This window comes from Rheinheimera sp. MMS21-TC3 (genome assembly GCF_032229285.1).
Taxonomy (GTDB): Bacteria; Pseudomonadota; Gammaproteobacteria; order Enterobacterales; family Alteromonadaceae; genus Alishewanella.
The window spans coordinates 660,553-680,544 of the sequence record NZ_CP135084.1; the positions used below are offsets into that span (position 1 = coordinate 660,553).

Annotated in this window: 18 protein-coding genes; 7 read left to right on the plus strand and 11 right to left on the minus strand. The window is 40.2% G+C overall.

Going from position 1 to position 19,992, the window contains the following annotated elements; all coding sequences use genetic code 11:
* Nucleotides 1-26 precede the first annotated feature (26 nt).
* Complete coding sequence (gene mnmC, locus RDV63_RS03455; protein WP_313908108.1) at nucleotides 27-1,889, minus strand: bifunctional tRNA (5-methylaminomethyl-2-thiouridine)(34)-methyltransferase MnmD/FAD-dependent 5-carboxymethylaminomethyl-2-thiouridine(34) oxidoreductase MnmC; 1,863 nt, start codon at nucleotides 1,887-1,889, stop codon at nucleotides 27-29.
* A 173-nt stretch (nucleotides 1,890-2,062) separates the two neighbouring features.
* Here mnmC and fabB point away from each other — a divergent pair, with 173 nt between their 5' ends.
* The gene (gene fabB, locus RDV63_RS03460) at nucleotides 2,063-3,277 is read left to right on the plus strand and encodes a beta-ketoacyl-ACP synthase I (RefSeq protein ID WP_313908109.1); all 1,215 of its coding nucleotides are present in this window, start codon (nucleotides 2,063-2,065) and stop codon (nucleotides 3,275-3,277) included.
* Nucleotides 3,278-3,316: 39 nt separating this feature from the next.
* On the opposite strand, the gene RDV63_RS03465 is transcribed toward fabB, so the two are convergent.
* A complete protein-coding gene (locus RDV63_RS03465) occupies nucleotides 3,317-3,508 on the minus strand; it encodes a PA3496 family putative envelope integrity protein (RefSeq protein WP_313908110.1) in 192 nt (63 codons plus the stop codon).
* Between the two features lie 350 nt (nucleotides 3,509-3,858).
* On the opposite strand from RDV63_RS03465, the gene RDV63_RS03470 reads away from it, so the two are divergent.
* Complete coding sequence (locus RDV63_RS03470) at nucleotides 3,859-4,428, plus strand: glutathione peroxidase (protein ID WP_313908111.1); 570 nt, start codon at nucleotides 3,859-3,861, stop codon at nucleotides 4,426-4,428.
* Between the two features lie 104 nt (nucleotides 4,429-4,532).
* Here RDV63_RS03470 and RDV63_RS03475 read toward each other — a convergent pair whose 3' ends face one another.
* Nucleotides 4,533-4,763, minus strand: coding sequence for a hypothetical protein (locus tag RDV63_RS03475; protein ID WP_313908112.1), 231 nt, complete (start codon nucleotides 4,761-4,763; stop codon nucleotides 4,533-4,535).
* A 472-nt stretch (nucleotides 4,764-5,235) separates the two neighbouring features.
* Here RDV63_RS03475 and RDV63_RS03480 point away from each other — a divergent pair, with 472 nt between their 5' ends.
* The 3 genes from RDV63_RS03480 to RDV63_RS03490 all read left to right on the plus strand — a co-directional run bounded on the left by RDV63_RS03480 (nucleotide 5,236) and on the right by RDV63_RS03490 (nucleotide 6,890).
* A complete protein-coding gene (locus RDV63_RS03480; RefSeq protein ID WP_313908113.1) occupies nucleotides 5,236-5,577 on the plus strand; it encodes a YajD family HNH nuclease in 342 nt (113 codons plus the stop codon).
* 104 nt (nucleotides 5,578-5,681) lie between these two features.
* Nucleotides 5,682-6,281 (plus strand): EAL and HDOD domain-containing protein, encoded by a 600-nt coding sequence (locus tag RDV63_RS03485; protein ID WP_313908114.1) that lies wholly within the window; start codon nucleotides 5,682-5,684, stop codon nucleotides 6,279-6,281.
* A gap of 21 nt (nucleotides 6,282-6,302) precedes the next feature.
* Nucleotides 6,303-6,890 (plus strand): EAL and HDOD domain-containing protein, encoded by a 588-nt coding sequence (locus tag RDV63_RS03490; RefSeq protein ID WP_313908115.1) that lies wholly within the window; start codon nucleotides 6,303-6,305, stop codon nucleotides 6,888-6,890.
* 10 nt (nucleotides 6,891-6,900) lie between these two features.
* Here the strand turns inward: RDV63_RS03490 and rmuC are convergent, their stop codons facing one another.
* The gene (gene rmuC / locus RDV63_RS03495; protein WP_313908116.1) at nucleotides 6,901-8,454 is read right to left on the minus strand and encodes a DNA recombination protein RmuC; all 1,554 of its coding nucleotides are present in this window, start codon (nucleotides 8,452-8,454) and stop codon (nucleotides 6,901-6,903) included.
* 352 nt (nucleotides 8,455-8,806) lie between these two features.
* Between rmuC and RDV63_RS03500 the strand changes: the two genes are divergently transcribed.
* Nucleotides 8,807-9,946: an efflux RND transporter periplasmic adaptor subunit gene (locus RDV63_RS03500; RefSeq protein ID WP_313908117.1), complete on the plus strand. Its 1,140-nt coding sequence runs from the start codon at nucleotides 8,807-8,809 to the stop codon at nucleotides 9,944-9,946.
* 12 nt (nucleotides 9,947-9,958) lie between these two features.
* Nucleotides 9,959-13,063 (plus strand): efflux RND transporter permease subunit, encoded by a 3,105-nt coding sequence (locus RDV63_RS03505; protein WP_313908118.1) that lies wholly within the window; start codon nucleotides 9,959-9,961, stop codon nucleotides 13,061-13,063.
* Between the two features lie 55 nt (nucleotides 13,064-13,118).
* Here RDV63_RS03505 and RDV63_RS03510 read toward each other — a convergent pair whose 3' ends face one another.
* The 7 genes from RDV63_RS03510 to RDV63_RS03540 form a co-directional block, all read right to left on the minus strand.
* On the minus strand, nucleotides 13,119-13,742 hold the full coding sequence (locus RDV63_RS03510) for a TetR family transcriptional regulator (protein WP_313908119.1): 624 nt from the start codon (nucleotides 13,740-13,742) through the stop codon (nucleotides 13,119-13,121).
* A gap of 88 nt (nucleotides 13,743-13,830) precedes the next feature.
* Nucleotides 13,831-14,526, minus strand: coding sequence for a M15 family metallopeptidase (locus RDV63_RS03515; RefSeq protein ID WP_313908120.1), 696 nt, complete (start codon nucleotides 14,524-14,526; stop codon nucleotides 13,831-13,833).
* On the minus strand, nucleotides 14,523-15,914 hold the full coding sequence (locus RDV63_RS03520) for a Na+/H+ antiporter NhaC family protein (RefSeq protein ID WP_313908121.1): 1,392 nt from the start codon (nucleotides 15,912-15,914) through the stop codon (nucleotides 14,523-14,525). The genes RDV63_RS03515 and RDV63_RS03520 overlap by 4 nt, the downstream gene beginning before the upstream one ends.
* A 258-nt stretch (nucleotides 15,915-16,172) precedes the next feature.
* Nucleotides 16,173-16,718, minus strand: coding sequence for an NADPH-dependent FMN reductase (locus RDV63_RS03525; RefSeq protein ID WP_313908122.1), 546 nt, complete (start codon nucleotides 16,716-16,718; stop codon nucleotides 16,173-16,175).
* Between the two features lie 129 nt (nucleotides 16,719-16,847).
* A complete protein-coding gene (locus tag RDV63_RS03530; RefSeq protein WP_313908123.1) occupies nucleotides 16,848-18,062 on the minus strand; it encodes a DUF1343 domain-containing protein in 1,215 nt (404 codons plus the stop codon).
* Nucleotides 18,059-18,991: an N-acetylmuramic acid 6-phosphate etherase gene (murQ, locus tag RDV63_RS03535; RefSeq protein WP_313908124.1), complete on the minus strand. Its 933-nt coding sequence runs from the start codon at nucleotides 18,989-18,991 to the stop codon at nucleotides 18,059-18,061. The genes RDV63_RS03530 and murQ overlap by 4 nt, the downstream gene beginning before the upstream one ends.
* The gene (locus tag RDV63_RS03540; RefSeq protein WP_313908125.1) at nucleotides 18,988-19,872 is read right to left on the minus strand and encodes a BadF/BadG/BcrA/BcrD ATPase family protein; all 885 of its coding nucleotides are present in this window, start codon (nucleotides 19,870-19,872) and stop codon (nucleotides 18,988-18,990) included. The genes murQ and RDV63_RS03540 overlap by 4 nt, the downstream gene beginning before the upstream one ends.
* Nucleotides 19,873-19,992 lie beyond the last annotated feature (120 nt).

The following is a 19,992-nucleotide window of genomic DNA, read 5'->3' on the forward strand; positions in this document are numbered from 1 at the left end:
AATTTATAAGCATTATATAGCTGTTATTACTTATTTTTATTAGTGAACCTTGAAGCATCTAAACTAGAAAACTGCTCTTTTGTTAACGGTAGAGGTTCTGCACAAATTTGGCAAGCTATTATCTCAGCTAATAGGGGGGAGAACATAATCCCTCGAGCACCTAAGCCGCCTAAAGCAAATAATGCCGGTTGGATCTCGCCTGCAATGGGCCAGCGGTCTGGTAAGCTAGCTCTAAATGCTGCTGCAGCGCCTTGCACTGTCGCACCTTTAAGCCAAGTAGGTGAGTTTAGTTGCTCGTTTATTTGTTGTAGGTTTGCACAGTTATCTGCAGCTTTAACAGCAGCAACTTTAGCTTTACGGTCAAAAGTTGCCCCTATTGAATGTAAGCCTTGCCACTGCGGTGTTATATAACCTGCATGGCAGATCACTGTTTTTAAAGGGTGCATTTCTTGTTGGCTAATGTGGCTCACTTGACCGCGAATAATGTTCATGGGTAAAAACTTAGTAGCTGTAAAGCTGGCTAAGGCACTACCTGTAGCCAGGACAATATAATCACTATTAAACTGTTTGCTTTCACAGTTAACTACCCAGGAATTATTGTTAGGTTCTAGTGTTTTTACTAAAGAGTTGTTACTAAAACGAAAGTTAGCTTGTTGCTGCAAAAAAGCTAAAGCCGCTTGGCAAAACTGCTTAGGGTTTAACCAACCCGCTAAGGGGTAATAAACTGCATTTTGCTGCAGGTTAAGCCCAGCTAACTCTGTAGCTTGTTCAGCAGTGACATTGCTGACTAAGGTATTAGGCCAAAAGGTAGCAAGCTTTGCTTGTCGCTGTTCTAGCCTTGCAGTCGTCGCAAGATGCAACATACCACAAAAATCCATCTTAAAATCTAGCCCCTGCTGCTGCCAAATTTGATAAAACTGTCTTGCAAATAAAAATGCTTGGACTTGAAGTAAACTGGTTGCTGAAACTTCTGCAGGTAAGTTTGGATAAATGACCCCTTGCCTATTTTGTGAAGCTTGCATGGCAACATCGTGATCAGCGCAAATAAGATGCACTGCTATATTACGTTGTTGTAGAGCTAAAGCGGTACATAAAGAGGCTATACCGCCGCCAATTATAGTAACTGTTGGAGGGGCGTTATTATTAAGTGTATTCGTAAAGTTAACTGCGCTAGTAGGTATAGTGGCCGTAATCATTTCACGCTTACGGCCAAAGCCTTTTACTTTCTTTACCGTAAAGCCCGCTTCTTCTAATCCTCTTTTAACGCTACCCGCTGCAGTAAAAGTAGCAATAGTCGTATTAGGGTGGCTTAATCTAGCTAAGGCTGAGAATAAACTTGGTTGCCACATTTGTGGGTTTTTACTTGGAGCAAAACCATCTAAGAACACAGCGTCGGCAGCGGCTAAGTTAGGCATAACTGTACTAACGTCACCAAACCATAAATCGACAATAACAGCACCTTGATCGAACACTAAGCGATGGCAACCTGCGATGCAAGGTGGATATTGCTTTATTAACTGTTGAGCGAAAGGCTGTAATTCTGGGTGTATAGCCAAAGCTTGTTGCAAATCAGCTGGCGTAAGTGGATACTTTTCAACACTAGTAAAATGCAAACGTTGACAGCTTGCATTAGGATTTTGTTGTTTAAATTGGCAAAAGCGTAACCAAGTGAGTAAAAAATTAGCGCCAGTGCCAAAACCAGTTTCAATAATATGAAAAACTGCCTGCGTATGACTTTGCCAGCGTTGCGGTAAGCCGTTTTGCTGTAAAAACACATAATCTGTTTCAGCTAAGCCTCCGGCATCTGAACAGTAAGCGTCAGCAAAGTCTTCAGCATAAGGGATGCCTGCTGCGTTGAAATGTACGTTGGCATAGCTAAGCTGTGACATAAATTGAAAATCCACACATTTTGGGCTTGTAGTTTACCTGAAGCTTAAGCAAAATTGGTAATAGAGTACAAGTGTGCGCTGAAAGCTGACCACTTTAATAAGCGAAGTCCGTACAATAGGGCAAATAAATTATTTATAACGGTGTGGTACTGAACCAACCAATGGGAGTTAGCATGAAAAGAGCCGTAATCACCGGTATGGGAATCGTTTCTAGTATAGGTAACAATAAAGAGGAAGTGTTAGCTTCATTGCAAGCTGGCCGTTCAGGGATTAGTTTTGCTCAAGAGTTTGCAGATTTAGGCTTACGTTCACAAGTTTGGGGTGACATTAAGATTAACCCTGCAGAGCATATAGATCGTAAAGCTTACCGATTTATGGGAGATGCCGCTGCATATGCCTATATTGCTATGCAAGAGGCGATTAAAGATGCAGGTTTTACTGAAGAGCAAATTTCTAACCCACGTATTGGCTTAGTTGCTGGTTCTGGTGGTGCATCTTCTAAAGTACAGGTTGAAGCAGCTGATATTTTACGGGAAAAAGGTGTTAAGCGAGTTGGCCCTTATGCTGTGCCAAAAACTATGTCTAGCACCTGCTCTGCTTGTTTAGCGACTCCGTTTAAAATTAAAGGCGTTAACTATTCAATTAGTTCTGCTTGTGCTACTAGTGCTCACTGTATTGGTCATGCTGTGGAGTTAATTCAGCTAGGTAAGCAAGATGTGGTATTTGCTGGTGGCGGTGAAGAAGTTCATTGGACTTTAGCCATGGAATTTGACGCTATGGGTGCTTTATCAACAAAGTTTAATGACACGCCAGAACTAGCTTCGCGTACTTACGATGCTAATCGTGATGGTTTTGTTATCAGTGGCGGTGGTGGTATGTTGGTAGTTGAAGAGCTAGAGCATGCCTTGGCTCGTGGCGCAACCATTTACGCTGAAGTAGTGGGTTACGGTGCAACTTCGGATGGTTTTGATATGGTAGCGCCAAGCGGTGAAGGTGCTGTGCGCTGTATGGAAATGGCAATGCATAATGTGTCTGCTGAAGTTGATTATGTAAATACTCATGGTACCAGTACACCAGTGGGAGATGTTAAAGAGTTAGCGGCAATCCAGCAGGTATTCGCAGGTAAATCACCAGCAATTAGTGCAACTAAAGCTATGACTGGTCACGCTTTAGGTGCAGCGGGTGTGCATGAGGCAATATATTCATTATTAATGATGAAGCATAACTTTATTGCGCCTTCAATTAATATTACAGAGTTAGATGAAGCTGCTGCCGGATTAAATATTGTTACTAAAGCTCAACCAGCAGAATTAAATACGGTTATGTCAAATAGCTTTGGTTTTGGTGGTACTAATGCCACTTTAGTGATGCAAAGATATAAGGCTTAAAATTTAGTCAAATAAAAATGGGCGCATTTGCGCCCATTTTTATTCATCATCATCTAGATCCCAATCATCGAGCAAACTACGTAAACGCTTCTGTTCCATTAGTTCATCAATACGCCGTCTTGCTTCAAGTTTTTGCTGCATTTTACTGTCTTTAGGCACCAGTGTAGCAAGCAGTTCAGCATCATCAGATATGTCATCTGAATCAAATTCAGCTGTTTCTAGTTCTGACATCAATATATCCTCATGATTTTTTTGCCTATTTACGCAAACTACTCATTAAATGATAGTGAATTATTTTTGTGCAGACGATAAATTGTTTTTAATTAATGTTTTTTTATTTTAATCTACTTTTAAATCATAGATTTAAATTAAATTTTGGCCAAGATTACATTAAGAGCTAGGCTTCCTTTGCATTAAATTATTAGCACTTTTGCGAAAAGTAGCAAAGTTAAGACTCAGTATTCACTAATCAGTAGCAAGAGAGCTAAAAATTTTTGTGAATAAAAATAGGCTAGACTACATTGGCAACTAGACTGCATATCCTGTCTACTAAACAGCAATATGAGTAATGGAGAATAGTAATGAAAAACTGGATACTAACGGCTGCTGTAGCGGTAAGCTTTGTGGCATCGTCAGCGTTAGCGAATCAATGTGGTGATATTTTAGGCCATTCCATGCAGCAATTAAAAACGCGCGAAAGTATTGATTTATGCCAAGAATATAAAGGTAAAACTTTACTCATTGTCAACACTGCTAGTAAGTGTGGTTTTACGCCGCAATTTGACGCCTTAGAAGCTTTGTATCAAAAATATAAAACAGCAGGATTAGTTGTTTTAGGTTTTCCTTCAGATAGCTTTAAGCAAGAATATGATGATGCAGAAAAAACAGCAGAAGTATGTTATTTAACTTACGGTGTACAATTTCCGATGTTTGCCAGCTCAAAAGTTAGGGGGGATGAGGCTAATCCAGTCTTTAAAGCCTTAATTAATAAAACAGGTAAATCTCCTTCTTGGAATTTTAATAAATATTTAGTGAGCGCCGATGAGAAAAGTGTTAAACACTTTGGGAGCAGGACTAAGCCAGATAATAAAAAGTTTATTACTCAGCTGGAAGAGATGTTAGCTGAGGCGAAAGCGAATACTGAGCAGTAAGTAGCAACCAGCAGGGTTCTATAAGTACTATTGCTAAACGAGGTCATACCGGCCTCGTTTAGGTGTATTAATTTAGACTATTTGTTTCTGATTAATAAGTATACTTATAGTAATGCTGTGATCTCAGGGTCATTAAAAGCTATTTCAAAACGAGCTTTATAAAGTAGTAATAAGTCATTAACTGTTAAACTTGGCACATCTTGTTCACCGATAAAGTTTTTTTGAATTAATGTATTACCATTTGCATCTTTAATGATGACATCAAAGTTGTACCATGAGTTATCTGTGAAAGCATGGTAGTCATACTTCCACTCTTTAAGAACGACTAACAGCATTTTTGAGTCAGTAGCTTGTAAATCATTAAGGTTAATATCTGGTGTAGTTGTAATGCGAAATTAAAAGTAGTTTTTTCATTTTATACTTCCTGTTAAGTAATTCACTTCAAACTGTATTTAAAAAAATAGGAAAATAGCGTTATAGTTATTTTTAAATGTAATAAGTATTTTTTTGTTAATAACTTTTATTTTTAATGCTATTCACCTGTGAGGTGTTATTCATAAATTATTTATTATTGCTATGCCTATTTATAAGTAAATTCATTACTCTTTTGAAAAATAACAAAGAAAAATCTATCTTAAGTATGTGTACTAGGCAGTTATTGTATCTAGCTAAATAGTTTTACTTTCTATCTAACTGCAGAATTAAACTTGTAAATTACTATCCATAAAATAGTTAGAGCTTTATAGGGAAGCTTGTTAAAATCATGGTGGACTGTTTAGCGACTACATGAGTATTAAAAGGAGGGGTATGAATAAAGTAAACAGTGGGGTACAAGCTTATCAACAGCAAGAGCAGGGGTATAGAGATAAAGCGTTGAAAATGTACCCTTGGGTGTGTGGTCGTTGTGCCCGCGAGTTTGTTTACTCTAATTTGCGTGAATTAACGGTACATCATATTGATCATAATCATAGTAACAATCCGGCTGATGGCAGTAATTGGGAGTTATTATGTATTTATTGCCATGACAATGAGCATAACAAATATCATGAATATGTGATGTACGGTGGTACAACAGAGCAAAAAGTTGTAGCAGCGACTCATAATCCTTTTGCAGATTTAAAAGCTTTGTTAAATAATAAAGCTAAATAAAATATTAAATAGACAATGGGTGCAATGGCTGTAGGCATTAGTTGTTATTCCACTAAATCTGCATATACTGGCTTATAGCCAAAATAAAGAGGTACCTTATAAGTATGTATGGTTATGTTGCTCGCCAGCCAATTTTTGCAGCAGATAAAACTCTTTATGGCTATGAACTGTTGTTTCGTAATGGTGAGGTAAACAGCTTTCCTAATATTGATGCAGATGAAGCGACCAGTAAGTTATTAATGCAACATCATTTATTGTTGGGTGTTGAAAATATAACTGCCAATAAACTCGCTTTTATCAACTTCTCTGCCGATACCTTGCTGTATCGTTTTCCTGCCTTTATTAATCCAGCCAGTACTGTGATTGAAATATTAGAAACTGTGCCCGCTACACCTGAGTTATTAGCGGTATGCCAATCTTTACATAGTCAAGGTTATAAGCTGGCACTTGATGATCATGATTTTGATCCTAAGTGGGATGAATTTTTACCTTATATCAGTTATATAAAAGTAGATGTCTTACAGTTTAATATACTGCAAATTAGTCGTTATTTACGGCGCATTGCTAAGTATCCTTTACTACTCTTGGCAGAAAAAGTTGAAACAGCTGAGCAATTTGAAAAACTAAAAATGCTAGGCTTTCATTTGTTTCAAGGTTATTTGTTTGCTCGGCCAGAAATGCTTAAACAAAAGCAGCTTAGTTAAAATAAGGCTAATTTATTAGAGTTGATAGCAGAAGCATCAAAAGTAGAATTAGATTTTGATTTGCTAGCTAATATTTGTCAGCGTGATCTTGGCCTATCTTATAAACTATTGCGCTTTGTTAATAACAGTCTTTTTGCTGCTCGCCAGCCAATAAGCTCGTTAAAGTTGGCCATGGTGTCGATGGGCGAGCCTGAGCTGAAAAAGTTTTTAGCTTTGTTAGCATTAGCTAATTTAAGTGATAGCGCACAAGACAATAGGTTGACTACGGCTTTAGTGAGAGCCCGTTTTTGTGACTTATTGGCTATTCAGAAACGCTTATCAAGTAATCCGCCGAGCGCTTTTTTAACTGGATTATTTTCTAATGTACATGAAATCATTGAGCAGCCGCAACAACTGATGCTTGATCAATTACCGCTAGAGCTTGAGATTAAACAAGCACTGCTAATGGGTACCGGTTTGCTGGGGCAAATGCTGCAATTAACCTTAGCTTTTGAGCGTGGCGACTGGGAGCAAACTATAGCTTTAGAGCAACAAATAAAAGGCATTGCAGAGTTAGCTGAAGTCTATCAAGAGGCCGTGCGTTGGGCTGATAGTGTTCTGCTGAATTAGCTATTTATTATTAACCAGGCTCTATTTCACTGCTATCTGCAATAGGTTCAATTATCATAGATAAGCGTTCAGATTCAAAGTCACGATGTGATGTCTCTAGTTGCGGTAAAGTTTTGCTTACTTTTGTCGAGAGCTGACTAAAGCGATCTACCTTGCCATATAAGCCTTGCTGTCCTGCTAAGGCGGTAACAGTACTATTATAATGATTACTAACGGTATTTAAGGTAATACCTAGTTTTTGTAAGCGCTCGGCCACTAAGCAAACTTGATTATAAACTTCGGCTGCCCGTTCACTAATTTCACGTGCCTCAGTGTTACTGCGCTCTATCATCCATAAATTTGAAACGGTGCGTAAAATAGGAATAAGGGTAGTGTGCGACACTAAAACAATATTTTGTTTATAGCCGTATTCAAATAAGTCTTTGTTGTGTTTTAGTGCTTCAATATAAGCGGGCTCAATGGGCATAAACATTAACACAAAGCTAGGGCTGTGCATGCCAATTAAGTTAGTGTAATCCTTGCTAGCTAAATCATCTATGTGCCGACGTACGGCTTTAATATGTTCAGTCATAGCAAGTTGGTAAGCTTCATTAGTTTCTGCTGCAATGGCGCGGTCATAAGCAATTAATGATACTTTGCTATCAATAATAATATGTTTATTATCAGGTAGCTTAATTAAGAAGTCGGTCTGTTTTTGCTTGCCTTCACTATCTTTAAAACCAGTTTGCACCGAAAAGTGAGCGTCTTGTACTAAGCCACTCATTTCTAAGGTGCGTTGTAGTTGGGCCTCCCCCCAAGCTCCGCGTTGTTGTGAGTCGCCTTTTAACGCTGAGGTTAAGTTATTAGCTTCAGTGCTCATACTTATGCCTATATCGAGCATCTTTTTAATTTCAGCATTTAAATTAGCATTACCACGGGTAGCTGAGTCATGGACTTCATTTACTCGTTTTTGAAAAGCGTCAATTTGTTCCCGAAATGGCTTTAACATAATATCAATACTGTGTTTGCTGGTATCGGTAAAAGTTTTGCCCTTTTCTTCAAATATTTTATTGGCTAAATTCTCAAATTCTTTACTTAATACTTGTTTGTTATCGGCTAGTTGTGCTAATTGCTGTTCAAAGTGGCGCTCGCGTTGCTGTAATGAAGTATTGAGTTCGGCATGAAGCTTTGTCAGCTGTAGGTGCTCAGCCTGTAAGTTGGTTAACTTAAGTTGTTGCTGCTCAGATTGGCTTTTAAGTTCAGTGATGTACTCTTTAGCTTGTTGCGTAGCAGTTTCAAACATCTGAGCTTTTTTACCTTCATGACTTAATTGCTGCTGTAATTGAGCGTTACTGTTTAGTGCTAATTGCAACCGCTGCTCAATATCTTGCTGGCTGGTATGAGCGGCAATTAATTGCTGTTCTAATCGACTGAAGCTAATGGCGTTATCTTGTAACTTAGCTTGCAATACGGCTACACGACGCTGATTTAATAAATAAGTTAGTAGGCAACTAAGTGCGGAAGCTACAAAGCATGTCATAGCTAAAATAATAATAAAGTCTGTATTCCACTGAATAGATTGCATATTTAATCCTACAGATTAACGAAAGCTAGCAGAGTACTATCTAGCAGAGCACTATACTGTAATGAGCTAAATCACTTAGCTTGCTGTTGTTTTATACAGTATATATAGTGTGTTAAATTTTACAATATAAGATGGCAGCATCTTTATTATCAGCGCCTATAATAATGCTAGTTAGGTGGGCTTGGCTTCTGGCTTAAAATGGCTACCGACATTTAACGCTTTTAGCTGTAAATTAAGCGGATCTTACCTTGATAACATACAAGCATGTATGTATATTGCAGGGCATTACTATGCCGAGATATATCGACTATTTTTTAATTGTGTTATCGGCAGTTTTCTAAAGGAATTTTTTATGACATTAAAGCTGAAATTACTAGCCACAGCTGCAGTTAGCCTAGTACTACTAGCCTGTAGTGAGCCAGAGCAGGCTCAAGCTCAGCAACCCGTGCCTGAGGTGGAAGTGATTACTTTAGCTACCGCTAGTGTTGGCTTAAAGACTGAGCTACCAGGTAGAACTATAGAGTTTCGTCAGGCTGAAATTCGACCTCAAGTAAGCGGTATTTTACAACAACGCTTATTTCGTGAAGGTCAGCAAGTTGAAGTAGGGCAAGTATTATATCAAATAGATGCCGCTACATACCAAGCCGCACTAGCTAGTGCTAAAGCTAATTTAGCTAGCGCTAAAGCAGGGCAATTAAATGCTAATAATAAGGCCAAGCGGATTAAAGGGTTGCTAGACAGTAAAGTAGTGAGTCAGCAAGACTTTGATGATGCTAATGCTTTAATGATGCAAGCTGATGCCGCGGTAGCTAGTGCAGAAGCAGCATTACAAACTGCGCAAATTAACCTTGATTATACCGAAATTAAAGCGCCAATAAGTGGTCGTATTGGGCGTTCAGCAGTGACAGAAGGTGCTTTATTAACGGCTAATCAAGCTCAAGGTTTAGCGACTATTCGACAGTTGAACCCTATTTATGTGGATTTAACCCAATCAAGCACTGAGCTATTGAAGCTAAAGCGGCAATTAACTGCACAAGATAAACAGCAAGTCAGTGTCGATTTAATATTAGATGATGGTTCTAAGTATGGCCATCAAGGTAGCTTAGAGTTTTCTGAAGTAAATGTTGATCCTAGCACTGGTATGGTGACTTTACGCGCTGTGTTCGATAATAGCGAAGCAGATTTATTGCCAGGTATGTTTGTTCGTGCTGTGTTAAATCATGGTACTAATGATAATGCGATTTTAGTGCCGCAAGCCGCTATTAGTCGCACACCTAAAGGTGATGCTATGGTGATGATAGTAACAGCTAACAATCAAGTTGAATCAAGGCTAGTTCAATTAGGCCAAAGCACTAAGGGTAATTGGGTGGCCGAAGGCGGTGTGCAAGCAGGTGAGCGTGTTATTATTTCAGGCTTACAAAAAGTGCGGCCTGGTGCAACTGTGCGTGCTGTGAGTGCAAGTAACAATTCTACTAACACTGCTACGCAGTAAAGGGAGTAGCAGATGGCCAATTTCTTTATTAATCGCCCCATTTTTGCTTGGGTAATAGCTATTGTTATTATGCTGGCAGGCTTGTTATCGATTAAACAATTACCTATTGAACAATATCCAAGTATAGCCCCGCCAGCCGTTACTATTAGTGCTAGCTACCGTGGTGCCTCGGCGCAAACAGCTGAAGATGCGGTTACTCAAGTTATTGAGCAAGCCATGAACGGCTTAGATAACTTAATGTATATGTCAGCCAATACCGACTCTTTAGGTAATGTATCTATAACCTTAACTTTTGAAACTGGTACCGATGGCGACATAGCTCAGGTTCAAGTGCAAAATAAGTTGCAGCAAGCTTTACCTTTATTACCACAAGAAGTGCAGCAACAAGGGGTGCGAGTCGCTAAATCAAACGGTAGCTTTTTAATGGTAGTAGGCTTTATCTCGCATAATGAGAAAATGAGCCGTGAAGATATTGCTGATTACGTTGTAGCTAATATTAAAGATCCGTTAAGCCGGACCGAAGGCGTGGGTAATGTAGTGGTATTTGGTAGCCAATATGCCATGCGTATTTGGTTAGATGCTAATAAGCTAAACCAATTTAACATGACGCCGTCAGATGTTACCGCAGCTATTCGAGTGCAAAATAACCAAGTAACAGCGGGCCAGCTTGGTGGTGCACCAGCTTTAGAAGGCCAGCAATATAATGCGGCAATATTAGCGCAAACCCGTTTAACCTCAGTGGAAGAGTTTAGTAATATTTTACTACGAGTTAATCAAGATGGCTCTTTAGTACGTTTAGCCGATGTCGCTAGAGTAGAGCTTGGTGGTGAAAATTACTCGGTTAAAGCTAGGTATAATGGCAATATTGCAACAGGTATTGCTATTGAGCTTGCTACAGGGGCCAATGCGCTAGATACTGCTGCTGCAGTAAAACAACGTATCGCAGAATTAAGTCCTTACTTTCCTGAAGGTGTTACTACTGTTATTCCTTACGATACAACACCCTTTGTTGAAATTTCCATTAGCTCAGTAGTACAAACATTAATAGAAGCCATCATTCTAGTATTTTTAGTGATGTATTTATTCTTACAAAACTTTAGAGCAACTTTAATCCCGACTTTAGCGGTGCCAGTTGTTTTACTAGGTACCTTTGGCATTATGGCGGCTTTTGGTTTTACCATTAATACCTTAACCATGTTTGGCATGGTGTTATCTATAGGTTTGTTAGTTGATGATGCGATAGTAGTAGTAGAAAACGTTGAACGGGTAATGACCGAAGAAGGCTTATCAGCGGTAGAAGCAACCCGTAAGTCAATGGGGCAAATTACTGGTGCTTTAATTGGTATAGGTTTAGTGCTGTCGGCTGTGTTTGTACCTATGGCCTTTTTTGGCGGAGCAACAGGTGCTATTTATAAGCAATTCTCTATCACTATTGTTTCGGCAATGGCCTTGTCAGTATTAGTTGCCATTATTTTTACCCCAGCACTTTGCGCCACTATGTTAAAGCAGAATAAAAACGGCCATGTAAAAAAAGGCGGTTTCTTTGGTTGGTTTAACCGTGGTTTTGACAGCACCAACCATAAATATCAGCGCGGTGTGGCCGGTATGCTGAAAAGGCCAGTGCGTTCAATGATGGTATACGGGGCAATTATTATTGTCATGATAGTGATGTTTATGCGCTTACCTTCATCGTTTTTACCGTCAGAAGACCAAGGTATTTTTATTACTATGGTTCAGCTGCCAACAGGCGCTAGCCAAGAGCGTACCGAAGCGGTAATGACTAAGATTGCTAATTATTATAAAGGTGAAGAAGCGGTTGAGTCTGCGTTTACTGTGTCCGGTTTTAGTTTTAGTGGTCAAGGTCAAAACGTTGGTTTAGCCTTTGTTCGCTTAAAAGATTGGGATGAGCGAGATGCAAGTCAAAGTGTTAATGCGGTAATTGGCCGTGCCATGGGTTACTTTAGTACGGTAAAAGAAGCGCAAATTTTTGCCTTTAACTTGCCGCCTATTGCTGCTTTGGGTAATGCCACTGGTTTCACCTTGTTTTTACAAGATCGAGCTGGTTTAGGCCATGAAGCTTTATTAAATGCTCGTAATCAATTATTAGGCATGGCTGCTCAAGAGCCTACTTTGATGGGTGTTAGGCCAAATGGTATGGAAGATGCCGCACAGTTACAGGTAGATATTGATCAATTAAAAGCTCAAGCGTTAGGGGTTTCACCAGCAGATATTAACCAAACTTTATCTATTGGTTGGGGATCTAATTACGTCAATGACTTTGTAGACCGCGGTCGGGTGAAAAAAGTCTTTGTCCAGGCAGATGCTAAATTCCGGATGAAACCTGAAGATATTAATAACTGGTATGTACGCAACAAAGCGGGTGATATGGTTAATTTTGCCTCTTTTGCTAGCAGCCGCTGGGTGTATGGCCCACAAAGGTTAGAACGTTATAACGGTGTATCGGCGATGGAAATTCAAGGTGAACCAGCTCCTGGGATAAGTTCGGGGGATGCTATGCTAAAAATGGAGCAGTTAATTGCTAATTTACCCGATGGTATCGACTTTGAGTGGACTAGCACCTCGTATCAGGAGAAGCAATCAGGCTCACAAGCGCCGGCATTGTATGCCCTGTCTATCTTAGTAGTGTTTTTATGTTTAGCGGCTTTATATGAAAGTTGGTCTATTCCGTTTGCGGTTATTTTAGTGGTGCCACTAGGTATAGTGGGTGCATTAGCGGCAACTTTTATACGCGGTTTAGAAAACGATGTGTATTTCCAAGTTGGTTTGTTAACGACTATGGGCTTAGCATCTAAAAACGCTATCTTAATCGTTGAATTTGCTCGTGAACTGCAGCAACAAGGAAAAGGTATTATTGAGGCTATTTTAGAAGCAGTAAGATTACGTTTACGGCCTATTATTATGACATCAATGGCATTTTCGTTAGGGGTATTACCTTTAGTGATTAGTTCTGGTGCCGGCTCGGCAAGTCGCAATGCTATAGGTACTGGTGTGTTAGGCGGTATGATTACGGCAACAGTATTAGCTATATTTTTAGTGCCAGTGTTCTATTTGGTCATTATGAAAATCTTTGACAAAGAGCATGCAGAGACTAAGTAGCTGTAATTAGAAATAATACTAAGTAATAAGTGTACTAAAAGCCGGCTGGTAATAACTAACTAGCCGGCTTTTTTAATCCTAACAGCATAGTATCTACAAGTGCCGGAGCATCAGAACTAAGATCGCAGTGTAATGGTTTAAGTAAAAAGTGACTAATAATACCACCGATATACATGTGCAAAGATAAAGCAGCTAAGCGCGGGCAAACATCTTCACGTAATAAACCAGCTTGCTCGGCACGGTTAAAAGCTTGTTCTAATACAGCTATTGCTCTGGTATCTAGCTCATCTTGTTTAGTGACAACCGGATTAAGCTCGTCTATATATTCACAACGATGAAATACAATGGTCAAAACGCGATGATGCTGTTCGCTATTGGCGACTAAACGTAAGCAATTGATCATTAGCTGTCTAATTTGCGTGAAAGGATCACTGGTTTCATCTTTATTAATATCAGCTAATAAGTGCTGAAAGGGCAACCGAACACGCTCTAGCATGGCATTAAATAAATCAGCTTTATTTTCAAAGTGCCAATAAATCGCGCCACGAGTCACATTAGCTTGTTGAGCAATTTTCGCTAAGGTAGTTTGGGATACGCCATGTTGATAAAACAAAGATTCTGCCGCATCCAAAATAGCGGCACGAGTGCCTTCTGCATCTGCTTTAGTACGTCTTGCCATTGCTTAGGCCATGCTCCAATCAGACAAAATTTTATTTACATAGCTTAGCATAAATACACCTTGCAGGCACTTATACTAGGGGCTTTGCTTATTGCACAACAAAGTCAAAATAGGTTTCTGTATAAGCTGGTGGTTGATGGGTAAAGTGCCACCATTCCATGCTATAAACTTTAAAACCAGCTTTTGTCATAAGCTCTAATAATAGCTGTCGATTAGCTTCTTGTTTAGCAGAAATACCGCTGGCCCCTACATTAGAAATAGGATCAAATAAATCAAAGGGGCTGCCGGTATCAAGGACTTGCCATTGGCCTGATGGATCTTTTTTAGCTAAGGTTAAATCAACAGTGCTGCCACGGCTATGCCCCGATTTTTGTGCAATATAATCGCCAACTAAAGTGTTTTTAGCTAAATTAGGATAAAACTCAGCTTGAGTTTGAGTATCTGCTAGATCGGCTGCCCAGCGCATAAAGTGATCTACTGCCCGTTGTGGTCGATAACAATCATATAGCCATAAGCTATAACCTTGCCGCATAGCCGCCTGTTGTGCGTTAGCTAAAGCTTGTGCCGCATCAAGGTGTAAATAACATTTATTGGCTTTATAGCCATCGACAACGGTGCCGACAAAATTGTTGGTTGTGAAGTACGCCATATGAACTTGAATGGACGGTGCTAAACTGGTTACATCAACAAAATTAGTAGGAATGGGTGGGCTACCAGCACTTGCACTGCTAGCTAGGGCCGCAGAGAATAGCGCCAGTTTAGTCAGAGTTAAAAATGGCCTCATATCATTAGTACTCCAGCGATTAAAAAGGCTGTTAAGGCCAGTACGCCACAAACTAAAGCATAAGGAAGTTGCGTTTTAACGTGCTCTAATAAATCGCAACCAGAAGCCACTGAGCTGACAGCCGTACTATCGGAAATGGGGGAGCAATGATCGCCAAAAACGCCACCACTTAAAATAGCGGCTAGCACTAAAGATGGCGGTAAGCCAAGCAGCTCCACCATAGGCATACCTATAGGGATTAAAATGGCAAAAGTGCCCCAGCTAGTGCCAGTAGTAACAGATATTAAGCTACCCGCCAGAAATAGTAGCGCGGGAATTAAGACTAAAGGTAAGTTTTCATTCACAATTGAAGCGATAAAGGTGCCAGTGCCTAAGAGTTTTAAGCTGCTACCTAAAGATAAAGACAGCAGTACTATAGTGACTAAAGGTAGGAGTTCACTCATACCTTTAAAACCAATATCAACTAATTGCTGGTGTTTAAAACGACGACTAATTAACATCATGCTATAAGCAACTAAACAGGCAAGGGTAGTAGCGTATAATACGGATTTGGCACCGGAGCCAGCAACTAACTTACCTTCACCTGTCAGTAACATAAAGCCGAGCATAGCGGCAACTAAAGTAAATAATGGCACTAGCATAAAAGAAGGGTGAGAAGCTGGAATATCAATTTCGGTATGTTGCACTTGGCTTTGCATTTTTTGTTCAGCACGGCGCAAGGGGCCATGTACTTTGCCTGTAATAACAGTGTAAAGCACAGCAGTTAATGTAAATAGAGCATAAAAATTTAAAGGAATAGTGCCAATAATCACCGATACAGCGTTATCACCTAAAGAATAATTACTTAATAAGCCTAAAATATAAGCCCCCCAGCCATTAAGCAAAATAATAATGCAAATAGGCGCGCTAGTACTGTCAATAATATAAGCTAATCTAGCCCGGCTCATGTTGAATTTGTCAAATAGGCCTCGAGAACTAATACCTGCAGTGAGTGAGCTTAGGTTTGACTCAATAAAAGTAACAGAGCTAATAAAAAAGGTGAGCAAGCCGGCTTGTCTAGGCGTTTTAGCTATGCCTTTACGCACTAACATTTCTACAGTAGCTGAAACGCCACCAGAATCACGCATATAAGCTAATAGGCCACCGACTAATAATGAAAACATTAATATTCTAGCGTTGTCAGCATTGGCAGTGACGGCGACAATACGCTCTAGGGTATTAATACTGCCATGTACAACAAGCTCTGGTGTAACAGCGGCTCCGCTAAAAATAAAGATTAATAACTCGGAACAACAAAGCGACAGCAACAGTGCCAAAATAACTTCTTTACGCCACAGTACAACAGCTATAGCAACCAATGCTGGCACTAAGGTAAGCCAATCAGCCAAAGTGGCCTCCTGTTTTTATTATTATATTAATTATTGTAAAGGCTAGAATACTAGTATGAAATAGGTTGTTTTACCATGATGAATATTATGGCGGCAGTGCTAACAGCTACGCGATAGTGAATTAATTGCAACTGCTTATTATTATCTTAGCTGGTTAGTTAACCTAACCAGCTAGACTATAACCGTGAGGTTTTATGTAGCTAAATAGTTTAAAAAAGGTTTATATCTCTATAAAGCAGGTTGCTGATGCTTAAAATACTAACGATTTAACTGTTGGTGCCAACTTAATAAAGCGTCTAATTGCTTAGTAACAAGGCCTTGGAGCCTTTCGTCTATTAAGTCGCCGTTATTATCAAAACTACCACTAAATGCATTAGCGAATACTTCTGGCTGGTTTAGCGGATAGAGGTTTAAAAAGACACAAACTTGGCGTAAGTGATATTGAGCACGAGAGGTGCCCATGCCACCGCCTGAACCCATAATAGCTACAGCTTTACCGGTTAGCATATGATTATCTGGCTCTCTTGATGCCCAGTCTAAAGCGTTCTTTAATGCTGGCGCTATAGAGTAATTATATTCTGGACAGGCAAAGATCAGAGCATCGGCTTGGCTAATTTGCTGTAGCAAAGTTTGCACTGCTGCTGGCTTTTCAGCTAAATCAGCATTATAAAAAGGCACGTCAATTAAATCGGCTACATGGATTTTCATCCCTTCAGGGGCATGAGCTTGGGCATAACGTACCAAACCATGGTTAGTTGACTTGGCGCGTAAACTACCGCAAATAGCTAAAACATTTATACTCATTCATTACTCCAGTTAATAATCAGCTATCAGTCCAATAGCTTACTATAAGAAATTATTGTAGCGCAATTAGTTAAACTAGCAGTATTTAATCATATTAAGTGTATAAATAAGTGTTAAGTGTAACTTTACTTATAGATACAAAAGATAAGGCTGGCGCTGTTGTTTAAATTGGCTTAATTCGGCTTGCCAGCTTTGGCGGATCTGTTTTTCGCTTAAGCCTTGCTCAATTTGTAAACGAAGTTTATTAGTTCCAGCTAGTTTATCCATAAAGCTCTCTGAGCTAAAAAATACCGCATTATGCTGTTTAAACAACTGATACCAATTAATAAGATAACTTAAATTCAAACCTTGGCTGTGAACTTGGCGTAAATCTTGGCCTAAAACCTGTGTATTCATTAAAGGCGGAGTTAAAGCTGCACCCGGTGTAGAGACGGGCGTAAAACAAAAGTTAGCTAAACTAAATTTGTCGTAGCCAATAACCTGAAAAGGGAAATCAGTGCCACGGCCGATACTTAACGGCGTAGCCTCAAAAAAACCAAGCGAGGGGTACAGCGCTATGGCTTGATCATTAGGTAAATTGGGGCTGGGTTTAACGGGTAATGAATAGGCCATATCACGGCGATAATTGGCAAGCGGGATTACCGTTAGCTGTAGGTTATCGGCTTGCTCAATCCAGGCTTCACCTTTTATCATTAAGGCTAACTCGCCTACTGTCATGCCGTGCAATAAAGGAATAGGGTGCATGCCAACAAAGGATTGATAGGCTAAATCTAACACTGGGCCATCTATAAAGGCTGCATTAGGGTTTGGCCTGTCTAGCACGAGTAATGGAATCTTAGCTGTCGCGGCCGCTTGCATAAAGTAATGTAACGAGCTGATATAAGTGTAATAGCGCACGCCGACATCTTGAATATCAAAAACTAACACATCAATATTGGCTAATTGTGTTGGCGTAGGCGCTTTGTTGGCGCCGTATAACGAGACAATTTTCAGCCCGGTTTTGCTATCTATGCTGTTATTAACCTGAGCGCCTGCATCATAATTACCTCTAAAGCCGTGCTCTGGCGCGAAAATAGTCTCTATATTGATATTCTGTTGCAGCAATAAATCCACTAGGTGCAGATCGTTGACAGTTGCAGTTTGGTTAACCAGTAAACCGACTCTTTTGTTAGCTAATAATGGCAAGTAAAGATCGAGTTGAGCCGCGCCTATAGTTAGCTCTGTGCTAGCTGCTTGTTTTTTTACGCTATCAACCGGCAATGCTTGGCTACAAGCACTAATTAACAGCACAAGTAGCAGTAGCGCACCTTGGCTAGCTGTTGCCAATAATTTAGCTAAGTTCATGACTTAGCAGCCATTAAGGTTTGCCGAATTGAGCCGGAATTTTGCTGCAACTTGTGCTGGCATTGCTCAATAGTGTCTCCGGTTAAAATATGCAAGATGGCTAATTTTGCGCTGTTATTGGCGGCGGTTAAAGCGGCGCGAGCTATATCTGGGCTACATTCAGTAGCTTGCATCACAATGCGCACAGCGCGAGCCTGCAGTTTTTCATTGCTGGCGTGTAAGTCGACCATTAAATTTTGATAAACCTTACCGCTGCGAATCATAGCTGCTGTGCTTAGCATATTTAAAATCATCTTTTGCGCTGTACCTGCCTTCATTCGGGTTGAGCCTGTCACTACTTCAGGCCCGACAACGGCACAAATGGCATAATCGGCTTTGCTTAAAATAGGCGCTTTAGCATTACAGCTTATTGCTGCTGTAGTTGCGCCTACAGTGCGGGCATAATCTAAACCACCTAAGACATAAGGCGTGCGGCCACTAGCTGCGATGCCAATTAAAATATCGTTGTGGCTAAAGTTAATTTGCTCTAAATCTGCTTTGGCTAAATCAAGATTATCTTCAGCACCTTCTACCGCTTTATAGATGGCTTTATCACCGCCGGCGATTAAACCAATCACTTGTGTAGCTGGCACACTAAAAGTAGGCGGGCATTCCACTGCGTCTAAGATCCCTAAACGGCCACTGGTGCCGGCGCCAATATAAATTAAGCGGCCGCCTTGGCGAAAGACCGTAACAATTTTATCAACTACTTGGGCTATTTGTGGCAAGCAAGTGGCAACAGCAGTGGCAATAGTTTGATCTTGTTGATTAATTTTTTCGACAATCTCTAAACTAGACAGCTGATCTAGATCCCAAGTATCAGGGTGTCGTGATTCTGAAGCCATAGCTTCAAGTTGCTGCAATAAGATATCTTGCCCTAGCTTAGTCATGGTAAATCTCGATTAAAAGTTGGTCGATAATATAATTGGCAAGCTAAAATATGAGCGCCTTCAACCGAGTCACCTTTAGCAGGCTGTAATAAAGCTTGTTCTGAACTTCTTAACAATGGCTTGCTAACACTGGCCAAACCGCCTAGTAGCATTACTGGCAAGTTAGTGTCTTCGCGTACTGCGTAAATTAGCTTACTTAGAGCTTGCCCGTGCTCTATTAGCAATTGCTGGGCAATAGCACATTGATTTTGATATTCAAACACTAAAGGGGCTAATAAGGCATAGTCAGCTGGCGTTGCAGATTTTAACCAAGTTAATAATGACGCAGGTGTTGCAGCGGTCTTATCGGCAATGGCTTGTAATAGCGGGCTTTGCACACCAGTTTTACTGTCAACTTGCCACAACAATTTACGCATTGCCATTTTACCTAACCAAGCGCCGCTTGCTTCGTCTGCAATATTAAAGCCCCAACCGCCAACTTGATGCTCTTGACCGTCACTTTGTAAGCGCATAGCAACAGAGCCAGTACCAATAGCGACCATAGCTATTGGTTGACCTAAGTTGGCGCCATATAAAGAAGTGCGGGCATCAGTGGTAATTAATAACTGTAGAAATAACGGTGCTAAAGCTGTTTCAGCTTGCTGATGTTGCTGTGGATTAGCAGCACCGGCCAATCCCATCACCGCTGTTATTTGGCTAGGTAAAGCCCCAGATACTTGGCACAACTGACTGATTAATTGATTAATATTGGCCATTGCTAGGTCAAAATCATTAGTTAACGATGCTGGACCTGCTTGTTGCTGCCATTGTTGGCCTGTTTCTAGATTGGTTAGTCGAGCTAAGGTTTTACTACCACCGCCATCTAAGGCTAAAATCCACATAATAACCTCCTGCGTTTTAGAGCTTAACTTTATCATAATGGCCAATATTAGAGTAAAGTATTCATTAGATTAGGTTAAGATAGTTATTTTCTAGCAAGTGCTTTTTAACATTATAGGAAG

Bases quoted from the DNA above. Each gene is read 5' to 3' on its own strand.
- RDV63_RS03540 (WP_313908125.1), bottom strand. From the start codon at position 19,872: ATGTGGATTTTAGCCTTAGATGGCGGTGGTAGTAAAACCTTAGCTCGA.
- murQ (WP_313908124.1), bottom strand. From the start codon at position 18,991: ATGACTAAGCTAGGGCAAGATATCTTATTGCAGCAACTTGAAGCTATG.
- RDV63_RS03515 (WP_313908120.1), bottom strand. From the start codon at position 14,526: ATGAGGCCATTTTTAACTCTGACTAAACTGGCGCTATTCTCTGCGGCC.
- RDV63_RS03525 (WP_313908122.1), bottom strand. From the start codon at position 16,718: ATGAGTATAAATGTTTTAGCTATTTGCGGTAGTTTACGCGCCAAGTCA.
- rmuC (WP_313908116.1), bottom strand. From the start codon at position 8,454: ATGCAATCTATTCAGTGGAATACAGACTTTATTATTATTTTAGCTATG.
- RDV63_RS03475 (WP_313908112.1), bottom strand. From the start codon at position 4,763: ATGCTGTTAGTCGTTCTTAAAGAGTGGAAGTATGACTACCATGCTTTC.
- fabB (WP_313908109.1), top strand. From the start codon at position 2,063: ATGAAAAGAGCCGTAATCACCGGTATGGGAATCGTTTCTAGTATAGGT.
- RDV63_RS03485 (WP_313908114.1), top strand. From the start codon at position 5,682: ATGTATGGTTATGTTGCTCGCCAGCCAATTTTTGCAGCAGATAAAACT.
- RDV63_RS03510 (WP_313908119.1), bottom strand. From the start codon at position 13,742: ATGGCAAGACGTACTAAAGCAGATGCAGAAGGCACTCGTGCCGCTATT.
- RDV63_RS03465 (WP_313908110.1), bottom strand. From the start codon at position 3,508: ATGTCAGAACTAGAAACAGCTGAATTTGATTCAGATGACATATCTGAT.
- RDV63_RS03480 (WP_313908113.1), top strand. From the start codon at position 5,236: ATGAATAAAGTAAACAGTGGGGTACAAGCTTATCAACAGCAAGAGCAG.
- RDV63_RS03530 (WP_313908123.1), bottom strand. From the start codon at position 18,062: ATGAACTTAGCTAAATTATTGGCAACAGCTAGCCAAGGTGCGCTACTG.
- mnmC (WP_313908108.1), bottom strand. From the start codon at position 1,889: ATGTCACAGCTTAGCTATGCCAACGTACATTTCAACGCAGCAGGCATC.
- RDV63_RS03505 (WP_313908118.1), top strand. From the start codon at position 9,959: ATGGCCAATTTCTTTATTAATCGCCCCATTTTTGCTTGGGTAATAGCT.
- RDV63_RS03500 (WP_313908117.1), top strand. From the start codon at position 8,807: ATGACATTAAAGCTGAAATTACTAGCCACAGCTGCAGTTAGCCTAGTA.
- RDV63_RS03470 (WP_313908111.1), top strand. From the start codon at position 3,859: ATGAAAAACTGGATACTAACGGCTGCTGTAGCGGTAAGCTTTGTGGCA.